Raw genomic sequence first — 9,724 nt, forward strand, 5'->3', positions numbered from 1 at the left:
GGTTTCGGCTGCTACGCGAGCGTATTTGTCTTCGCGCAGGATGGCATCGAGGATGGCATCGGAGATTTGGTCGGCTACTTTGTCCGGATGGCCTTCCGATACCGATTCCGACGTAAACAGATATTCGTTCATACTATTGATTCTCTTTGATTATTTGATATCTACAGGAGGATTGATTCATTGAATTTTTTCCCGAGCATATCTTTTTTTGAAAGTACTGGTTCTTCTTGCAATGGCCACATAATGTCCAGATTCTTATCATTCCAGGCAATGCAATGTTCTGATTCTGGTGAGTAATAATTTGTTGTCTTGTATACAAATTCGGCGGTGTCGCTGATGGTCAGGAAGCCATGAGCAAAGCCCTCCGGAATCCATAGCTGGCATTTGTTGTCAGCTGAAAGCATGACACCAACCCATTGACCGAGTGTGGGAGAGCTGAGGCGGATATCCACGGCGATGTCATATACTTCGCCCAGTATGCAGCGTACCAGCTTGCCTTGTGCGAATGGCGGCAACTGGTAGTGCAGCCCACGTAACACGCCTTTGGCGGAACGGCTGTGGTTGTCCTGGACAAATTCAACCTTGCGGCCAATAGCTTCGTCAAAGCGCTTCTGGTTGAAACTCTCGAAGAAAAAGCCACGTTCGTCGGCAAATACGGTGGGTTCAAGGATTTTGACATCAGGGATGGCAGTATCGATGATTTTCATGAGTGGCTTGCTTTCTTACTTCAGCAGCTGCAGCAGGTATTGCCCGTAGGCATTTTTCTTCAGCGCTTGTGCCAACTGTTCCAGTCGGCTTGCGTCAATCCATTGCTGCATATAGGCGATTTCTTCCAGACAGGCGACTTTCAGTCCCTGACGGTTTTCCACGGTGGCAATGAACTGGCTGGCTTCCAGCATGGATTCGTGGGTTCCGGTATCCAGCCATGCATAGCCGCGACCCATGGTCTGCACATCCAGCTGGTTTTGCTGCAGGTAGCGGTTGTTGACATCGGTGATTTCCAGCTCGCCGCGCAGTGAGGGACGGATGGACTTGGCAATGTCGACAACCTGATTGTCGTAGAAATACAGGCCGGTCACGGCATAGTTGGATTTCGGTGTGACCGGTTTTTCCTCGATGGACAAGGCTTTGCCCTGGGGGTCGAATTCCACCACGCCGTAACGCTCCGGGTCCTGTACGTGGTAGGCAAACACACTGGCACCGTGCCGTTTGGCGTTGGCCGCTTTCAGTAGTTTGGGAAAGTCGTGGCCGTGAAAGATATTATCGCCCAACACCAGGGCGGAGGGTTCACCTGCCAGGAAGTCTTCGCCAATGATGAAGGCCTGGGCCAGGCCGTCCGGACTGGGTTGTACTGCGTATTGCAGGCTGATGCCCCACTGGCTGCCATCGCCCAGCAACTGTTCGAAGCGCGGGGTGTCTTGCGGAGTGGAGATAATCAGGATGTCGCGAATCCCTGCCAGCATCAGGGTGCTGAGCGGGTAGTAGATCATCGGCTTGTCGTAGATGGGCAGCAATTGTTTGCTGACTGCCAGTGTGGCAGGGTACAGACGGGTGCCGCTGCCTCCCGCCAGAATGATGCCTTTACGTTTCATCTGCTTGCGTCCTGCATCAGGAATTGAAGATCTGCTGGAACACCTGTTCCACGCCGCTCTGCCATGTTGGCATGCTCAGGCCGAACGCGTCCTGGATTTTACTGCAATTTAGCCTGGAGTTGCCGGGGCGTTTCGCCGGGGTCGGGTAGGCGCTACCGGGAATGGCGTGCAGGTTTTCCGGCTTTAGTTGCAGTGCGACACCGTAACGTTCTGCCAGTGCAAGCAGGTATGCGGTATAGCCATGCCAGCTGGTGCTGCCGCTGCTGGTCAGGTGATAGGTGCCAAGCAACTGCTGGTCCTTGATGGTTTGCCACTGCTTGATGATGTGGGCGGTCACATCGGCAATCAGCGCAGCGGGTGTGGGCGCGCCAATCTGGTCGGCCACCACATTCAGGCTGTCGCGTTCACGCGCCAGGCGCATGATGGTTTTGAGGAAGTTGCCGCCATGTGCGCCCACCACCCAGCTGGTGCGCAGGATGATATGGTCTGCGCCACTGGCACGGATGGCCTGCTCGCCCTGGCATTTGCTCAAGCCATATACGGACTGCGGGTTGGTGGCATCGTCTTCCATGTAAGGGGTGGTCTTGTCACCATCAAACACATAGTCAGTGGAGTAGTGCAGCAGCAGAGCATTTTTTCCCACGGCCCAGTTGGCCATCGCGGCCGGTGCCGCTGAATTCACGGCGTGGGCCAGCTCGGCGTCAGTCTCGGCCTTGTCCACGGCGGTGTAGGCGGCCGGGTTGACGATGATGTCTGGTTGGTATTGCTTCAGAACCGCGGCAATGTCCGCCGGGCGGGACAGGTCCAGTTGCTGGCGATCCAGACAGATGCACTCGCCCAGCATGGCCAGCGAGCGACGCAGCTCGAAGCCCAGCTGGCCATTGATGCCGGTAATCAGGATGCGGCTCATGCCTTGTTCCCGTAATGTTGTTCCAGCCATTGGCGGTAGTTGCCGCTGGTGACGTTGTTGACCCAGTCCTGATTGTCCAGGTACCACTCTACGGTCTTACGGATGCCGCTTTCAAAGGTTTCGGCCGGTTTCCAGCCCAGCTCGCGTTCCAGCTTGCGCGCATCGATTGCATAGCGGCGGTCATGGCCAGGGCGGTCTTGCACGTAGGTGATCTGCTCGGCATAGCCTGTGCCATCGGCCTTGGGGCGCAGTGTATCCAGAATGGCGCAAATGGTGTGCACCACATCCAGATTGGCTTTTTCGTTCCAGCCGCCAACATTATAGGTTTCACCCAGGCGACCTTGTGCCAGCACGGTGCGGATGGCGCTGCAATGGTCTTTCACATACAGCCAGTCGCGGATTTGCTGGCCATCACCGTAAATGGGCAAGGGCTTGCCGGCCAGCGCATTCAGGATGACCAGCGGAATCAGCTTTTCCGGGAAGTGGTAGGGGCCGTAGTTGTTGCTGCAGTTGGTGGTGAGGACGGGCAGGCCGTAAGTGTGGTGCCAGGCACGTACCAGGTGGTCCGACGCGGCCTTGCTGGCCGAGTAGGGACTGTTGGGTTCGTAACGATTGGTCTCGCTGAACGGCGCGTCAGTGCTGGACAGGGTGCCGTACACCTCGTCGGTGGAGACGTGAAGGAAGCGGAAGACTGCCTTGGCTTCACCTTCCAGTGCACTCCAGTAGGCCCGGACAGCTTCCAGCAGGTTGAAGGTGCCTACCACATTGGTCTGGATGAACTCACCCGGACCGTGGATAGAGCGGTCGACATGGCTTTCCGCAGCGAAGTTGATGACAGCACGCACCTGATGTTGTTGCAGCAGTCGGCTTACCAGTTCGCGATCGCCGATATCGCCCTGGACAAATACATGGCGCGGGTCGTTTTCCAGGCTGGCGAGGGTTTGCAGATTGCCGGCGTAGGTCAGCTTGTCCAGGTTGATCACACCTTCGTCATAGCCATTCAGCCAGTCCAGAACAAAATTGGCTCCAATGAAGCCGGCACCGCCAGTCACCAATATCATTTAACAATTCCAATAAGTAAGTGGTTTTTGCTTGGCGCGGGGCCATGGTAAAGTAACCGACCGTGGGCAAGTACCTTGTGCTCGCCTGCAAGGCCGACATTATAAGACAAAATTGCCCGGCTTCTCGTTGTACAGCCTTGCGACTGCAACGTGCCGGCCCGATTATCCGATTTCACGCCCATTCAGGCCTTGATGCCCCATGTTGCAGATTCTCTTGCTTGCACTGATTGCTTCTTTTACGACCGGGCTGTTGTTGATTCGGTATGCGCACTTGCATGCACGCTTTTCGACCGATGGCGACGTCACCGGCGTACAGAAATTCCATGCCACGCCGGTACCGCGTATTGGCGGCCTGCCCATCATGCTGGGTTTGATTGCTGGTTGTGCCTTGTCCGGTTATCTCAATACATCCGTATGGGTGTTGCTGCTGCTACTGTCAGCTTTCCCGGCATTTGCAGCTGGGTTTATTGAAGACCTCACCAAGAAAATCGGCCCCTTGCCTCGCTTGCTTGCCACCTTTGTGGCTGCTGCACTGGGTTATTTCCTGCTGGGCGCCGGGCTGGCCCGGCTGTCCATTCCAGGGGTAGATCAGCTGCTGGCTTCCTACTGGTGGCTGTCCTTGCTGCTCACCATGGTGGCGGTGGGCGGTGTGGCTCATGCGGTCAACATCATTGATGGTTATAACGGGCTGTCCGGCATGGTGGCAGTGTTCATTTTCCTGTCCATCATTTATGTCTGCTTCAAGGTGCATGACATCGTGTTGATGAGTGTGTGCTTTGCCATGGTTGGCGCGGTGCTGGGTTTCCTGTTCTGGAATTTTCCGCGTGGGCTGATTTTTGCCGGTGATGGTGGGGCCTATCTGATTGGTTTCATGATTGCTGAAATGTCGGTTTTGCTGGTGGCGCGCAACCCCGCAGTTTCGCCGTGGTTCCCTTTGTTGTGCGTGATTTACCCTGTTTTTGAAACCATTTTTTCCATTTACCGGCGCAAATTCCTGCAGGGCAGGGCGGTGGGTTATCCGGATGCACTGCATCTGCACCAGATGATCTACAAGCGCATGGTGCTGTGGATGGTGGGCTCCAAGGATGCACGCCACCTGACCCAGCGCAACAGCATGACCTCGCCTTACTTGTGGTTGCTGACCTCGTTTTCGGTGGTGCCGGCCATGTTGTTCTGGAACCATACCAGGGTGTTGATGCTGTTCTGCCTGTTGTTTGTGCTGGGCTATCTGCGCCTGTATCGCATGATCGTGCGCTTCAAGGTACCCAGCTGGCTGGTGTTGCGTCGCGACGATTCCTGAGCCGCACCTGTCCGGGTGAGCAGTAAAGTTTTTGCAGCTACCCCACTTGAAACCTCCTTGTGCCGTCCCTATTATTAGCACTCGTCAGGGGCGAGTGCTAATTCCCGCCCCGTACTGCCATCCAGGCAGATCATTTTTGCTTTCAACAGCCAATTGTATTTAGGAGAGATCAATGGCAATTCGTCCGCTGCACGATCGTGTTGTTATCAAGCGCCTTGAGGCTGAAGAAAAAACCGCATCCGGCATCGTTCTGCCGGGCGCTGCAGCTGAAAAGCCCGACATGGGCGAGGTGCTGGCTGTCGGTAACGGCAAGGTTCTGGACAATGGCGAACGTCGTCCGCTGGAGCTGAAGGTTGGTGACAAGGTCATCTTCGGCAAATATTCCGGCCAGTCCGTCAAGGTTGATGGCGAAGAAGTCCTCGTGATGCGCGAGGAAGATGTAATGGGTATCGTCGAGTAATTCCGACCCATACACCCTTCTACGATCCTTTCATAGAATTCTGGAGATTTGAGCATGGCTGCAAAAGACGTAAAGTTTGGTGATTCCGCACGCGCCAAGATGGTGGTTGGTGTCAACATTCTGGCTGACGCCGTCAAGGTTACCCTGGGCCCGAAAGGCCGTAATGTTGTGCTGGACCGCTCCTTTGGCGCACCGACCATCACCAAGGATGGTGTATCCGTTGCCAAGGAAATCGAACTGAAAGACAAGTTCGAAAACATGGGCGCACAGATGGTGAAGGAAGTGGCTTCCAAGACTTCCGACGTGGCCGGCGACGGTACCACTACCGCCACCGTTTTGGCCCAGGCCATCGTGCAGGAAGGCATGAAGTTTGTTGCCGCCGGCATGAACCCGATGGACCTGAAGCGCGGCATCGACAAGGCTGTGGTTTCCCTGGTAGGTGAAATCGCCAAGATCGCCAAGCCATGTGCCACCACCAAGGAAATCGCCCAGGTTGGTTCCATTTCCGCCAACTCCGATTCCGACATCGGTGAAATCATCGCTACCGCCATGGAAAAAGTGGGCAAGGAAGGCGTGATCACCGTTGAAGACGGCAAGAGCCTGAGCAACGAACTGGACGTAGTGGAAGGCATGCAGTTCGACCGCGGCTACCTGTCTCCGTACTTCATCAACAACCAGGAAAAGCAGATTGCTGCTCTGGACAATCCGTTCGTCCTGCTGTTCGACAAGAAGGTTTCCAACATCCGCGACCTGCTGCCGGTACTGGAGCAAGTGGCCAAGTCCGGTCGTCCGCTGCTGATCATCGCCGAAGATGTTGAAGGCGAAGCACTGGCTACCCTGGTGGTCAACACCATCCGCGGCATCCTGAAGGTGGTTGCTGTCAAGGCTCCGGGCTTTGGCGACCGTCGCAAGGCCATGCTGCAGGATATCGCCATCCTGACCGGCGGTACCGTGATTGCCGAAGAACTGGGCCTGACCCTGGAAAAAGCCACTCTGGACATGCTGGGCCAAGCCAAGCGCATCGAAGTGGGCAAGGAAAACACCATCATCATCGATGGCGCTGGCCAGGCTGATGCCATCCAGGCTCGCGTTGGTGAAATCCGTCGCCAGATCGAAGAAGCTTCTTCCGATTACGACCGCGAAAAACTGCAAGAGCGCGTGGCCAAGCTGGCTGGCGGTGTTGCCGTGATCAAGGTTGGCGCTGCCACCGAAGTGGAAATGAAAGAGAAGAAGGCTCGCGTTGAAGACGCGCTGCACGCTACCCGCGCCGCTGTGGAAGAAGGCGTTGTCGCTGGCGGTGGCGTGGCCCTGCTGCGCGCTCGCTCCACCCTGGACAGCCTGAAGACTGACAATGTCGATCAGGATGCCGGCGTGAAGATCGTACTGAAGGCCATCGAGGCTCCGCTGCGTCAGATCGTCAAGAACGCTGGTGACGAGCCGTCCGTTGTGGTGAACAAGGTACTGGAAGGCAAGGGTAACTTCGGTTACAACGCGGCTACCGGCGAATACGGCGACATGCTGGAAATGGGCGTGCTGGATCCGGCCAAGGTAACCCGCTCTGCCCTGCAACACGCTGCTTCCGTTGCCGGTCTGATGCTGACCACCGACTGCATGATCGCAGAACTGCCGGAAGACAAGCCGGCTGCTGGCGGCATGCCGGACATGGGTGGCATGGGCGGCATGGGCGGCATGATGTAAGCTGCTTTAGCCTCTCGCTGAACCTGAAAACCCCGCATTTGTGCGGGGTTTTTGTTTTTGGATCGCAAACCGGTATCACGTGTTATCTCTGGCACAATAAGCGCATTCAGAATCAGCTAAGGGTGTCCCATGCAATTAATGCAATTGTTGAACAGCATCGATCAATGGCTGGAGCCATGGCGGTACAAGGACTATGCACCCAATGGCCTGCAAGTGGAGGGCCGGGCCGAAGTAGCGCGTATCGTCTGCGGCGTGACTGCTTCGCAGGCGCTGATTGATGCTGCCATTGCGCGCCAGGCGGATGCCATCCTGGTGCACCATGGTTACTTCTGGAAGGGCGAGGATGCACGACTGGTGGGCATGAAGCGGCAGCGTGTGGCCAAATTGCTGCAACATGACATCAGCCTGCTGGCTTACCACCTGCCGCTGGATGCACATCACGAGCTTGGCAACAATGCCAGGCTGGCTGCCGTGCTGGGGCTGGATGTGGCGGGCCAGAGCGGTGAGCAGGAATTGCTGTGGCATGGCAGCTGGCCCAAGGCAGGTAGTGCACGGGCTTTTGCCGATCATATCGGCATGCTGCTGGGGCGCCCTGCCCAGCTGTTGGGTGATGAAAATCAAAGAGTAAGCAAGGTTGCCTGGTGTACCGGCGGGGCACAAGGCTTTTTCGAGGAAGCGATCCGCCTGGGCGTGGATGCCTTTGTTACTGGAGAGGTCTCGGAGCAGTGTTTTCATCTGGCCAACGAATACGGTGTGGCATTCATTGCCGCCGGACACCATGCCACCGAACGTTACGGAGTGCAGGCGCTGGGTGAGAAAATTTCTCATTTACACGGCATAAATGTGGAATTTGTCGATCTTTTCAATCCGGTTTAGACAAATCCGGCCGACATAGGTCAATTTATTTGCATAGGCGCTTCATGTCCCTACTGCTAATCAGGTAAAATCGTCTGGTTTGAAGTTTAAGCTCGGTTTCCACGTTTGAGGATGACTGTAATGAGTGAACAACAAGTCGATACGGGGCGCCGTCGGTTTCTGACGGTAGCAACCAGCGCTGTTGGGGGTGTGGCGGTTGCCGGGGTGGCAACGCCGTTTCTGATGAGTTTCTTCCCGTCTGAACGGGCAAAAGCTGCTGGCGCACCGGTTGAGGTGGATATCAGCAAGCTGGAGCCGGGCCAGAAGATCAACGTTGAATGGCGCGGCAAGCCGGTATGGCTGTTGTCCCGTACCAAACAGCAGATTGCCGATCTGCCGAAGAACGACCCCAAGCTGGTGGACCCCAAGTCCGAAGTAGAGCAACAACCCAAGTACTGCCAGAACGAAGGCCGTTCCATCAAGCCGGAACTGCTGGTTGCCGTGGGCATCTGTACCCATCTGGGCTGTTCGCCGACTTTCCGTCCTGATCTGGCACCTGCCGATCTGGGTCCGGAATGGCTGGGTGGTTTCTACTGCCCGTGCCACGGTTCCAAGTTCGACCTGGCTGCCCGCGTGTTCAAGGGTGTGCCGGCGCCGAAGAACCTGGAAATTCCGCCGCATAAGTATCTGTCCGATACCCGCCTGCTGATTGGCGACGACAAATAAGCTGAGGGGGAAAAATGAGCAAAGGACAAAAGCTGCTGAACTGGATTGACGACCGCTTCCCGCTGTCGTCGATGCTGAAAGAGCACGTTACCGAGTATTACGCACCGAAGAACTTCAACTTCTGGTACTTCTTCGGCTCGCTGGCCATGCTGGTTCTGGTTATCCAGATCGTGACCGGCATCTTCCTCACCATGAACTACAAGCCGGATGGCAACCTGAACGCAGCCGGCATCCCGGTGGCGTTTGCCTCGGTGGAATACATCATGCGTGATGTGGCAGGTGGCTGGATCATCCGCTACATGCACTCCACCGGTGCTTCCATGTTCTTCGTGGTGGTTTACCTGCACATGTTCCGTGGCCTGATCTACGGCTCGTACAAGCAGCCGCGCGAACTGGTATGGGTGTTTGGTTGCCTGATCTTCCTGTGCCTGATGGCTGAAGCCTTCATGGGCTATCTGCTGCCCTGGGGCCAGATGTCCTTCTGGGGTGCGCAGGTGATCGTGAACCTGTTCGGTTCCATCCCGGTCATCGGCCCGGACCTGTCGGTGTGGATCCGTGGTGACTTCGTGGTGTCGGATGCCACGCTGAACCGCTTCTTCGCCCTGCACGTGATTGCCGTGCCGCTGGTACTGCTGGCCCTGGTGGTGGCTCACCTGATCGCGCTGCATGAAGTGGGCTCCAACAACCCGGATGGCGTGGAAATCAAGAAACTGAAGGACGAAAAGGGCATCCCGCTGGATGGTATTCCTTTCCATCCCTACTACACCGTGAAGGATATCTTCGGTGTGGCCGTGTTCCTGATCGTGTTCTCCATCATCGTGTTCTTCCTGCCGGAAATGGGTGGCTACTTCCTGGAGCACCCGAACTTCGACCAGGCTGACCCGCTGAAGACCCCGCCGCACATTGCGCCGGTATGGTACTTCACCCCGTTCTACGCCATCTTGCGTGCCATTCCGTCCTTCCTGGGTACCCAGGTGTGGGGTGTGATCGGCATGGGTGCTGCCGTGGTGGTGATTGCCTTCCTGCCGTGGCTGGATCGTTCCCCGATCAAGTCCATCCGTTATCGCGGTCCCAAGTTCAAGTTCATGCTGGTGCTGTTCATCATCGCCTTCATCGGCCTGG

11 protein-coding genes are annotated in these 9,724 nt (G+C 56.4%); 6 read left to right on the forward strand and 5 right to left on the reverse strand.

Translation table 11 applies throughout. The features are described from left to right. The 5 genes from JHD62_RS20350 to rfbB form a co-directional block, all read right to left on the reverse strand. A partial coding sequence (locus JHD62_RS20350) for an S-adenosylmethionine synthetase N-terminal domain-containing protein (protein ID WP_233161131.1) occupies positions 1–132 on the reverse strand: 132 nt, incomplete at its 3' end. Positions 133–161: 29 nt separating this feature from the next. Beyond that, the gene (rfbC, locus tag JHD62_RS20355) at positions 162–707 is read right to left on the reverse strand and encodes a dTDP-4-dehydrorhamnose 3,5-epimerase (RefSeq protein ID WP_199104415.1); all 546 of its coding nucleotides are present in this window, start codon (positions 705–707) and stop codon (positions 162–164) included. 15 nt (positions 708–722) lie between these two features. Next, positions 723–1,592 carry a glucose-1-phosphate thymidylyltransferase RfbA gene (gene rfbA, locus JHD62_RS20360; RefSeq protein ID WP_199104416.1) on the reverse strand — a complete coding sequence of 290 codons (870 nt, stop codon included), beginning with the start codon at positions 1,590–1,592 and terminating at the stop codon, positions 723–725. Positions 1,593–1,608: 16 nt separating this feature from the next. After that, positions 1,609–2,502: a dTDP-4-dehydrorhamnose reductase gene (rfbD, locus tag JHD62_RS20365; RefSeq protein WP_199104417.1), complete on the reverse strand. Its 894-nt coding sequence runs from the start codon at positions 2,500–2,502 to the stop codon at positions 1,609–1,611. Next, positions 2,499–3,563 (reverse strand): dTDP-glucose 4,6-dehydratase, encoded by a 1,065-nt coding sequence (rfbB, locus tag JHD62_RS20370; protein ID WP_199104418.1) that lies wholly within the window; start codon positions 3,561–3,563, stop codon positions 2,499–2,501. Before rfbB ends, rfbD begins: the two co-directional genes overlap by 4 nt. Positions 3,564–3,834: 271 nt before the next feature. On the opposite strand from rfbB, the gene JHD62_RS20375 reads away from it, so the two are divergent. From JHD62_RS20375 to JHD62_RS20400, 6 genes are all read left to right on the forward strand, one after another. After that, positions 3,835–4,863, forward strand: coding sequence for a glycosyltransferase (locus JHD62_RS20375; RefSeq protein ID WP_233161130.1), 1,029 nt, complete (start codon positions 3,835–3,837; stop codon positions 4,861–4,863). A 172-nt stretch (positions 4,864–5,035) separates the two neighbouring features. Then, complete coding sequence (gene groES / locus JHD62_RS20380; RefSeq protein WP_045846653.1) at positions 5,036–5,323, forward strand: co-chaperone GroES; 288 nt, start codon at positions 5,036–5,038, stop codon at positions 5,321–5,323. A 54-nt stretch (positions 5,324–5,377) separates the two neighbouring features. Beyond that, positions 5,378–7,021 carry a chaperonin GroEL gene (gene groL / locus JHD62_RS20385; RefSeq protein ID WP_045846652.1) on the forward strand — a complete coding sequence of 548 codons (1,644 nt, stop codon included), beginning with the start codon at positions 5,378–5,380 and terminating at the stop codon, positions 7,019–7,021. Between the two features lie 129 nt (positions 7,022–7,150). Next, positions 7,151–7,897: a Nif3-like dinuclear metal center hexameric protein gene (locus JHD62_RS20390; RefSeq protein WP_199104420.1), complete on the forward strand. Its 747-nt coding sequence runs from the start codon at positions 7,151–7,153 to the stop codon at positions 7,895–7,897. A gap of 120 nt (positions 7,898–8,017) precedes the next feature. Continuing rightward, positions 8,018–8,602 (forward strand): ubiquinol-cytochrome c reductase iron-sulfur subunit, encoded by a 585-nt coding sequence (petA, locus tag JHD62_RS20395; RefSeq protein WP_045846650.1) that lies wholly within the window; start codon positions 8,018–8,020, stop codon positions 8,600–8,602. Positions 8,603–8,616: 14 nt separating this feature from the next. Continuing rightward, positions 8,617–9,724: cytochrome bc complex cytochrome b subunit (locus JHD62_RS20400; protein WP_199104421.1), on the forward strand; the 1,108-nt coding region annotated here is incomplete at its 3' end.

The sequence above is a fragment of the Aquitalea sp. ASV11 genome (assembly GCF_016429185.1).
GTDB lineage: Bacteria > Pseudomonadota > Gammaproteobacteria > Burkholderiales > Chromobacteriaceae > Aquitalea > Aquitalea pelogenes.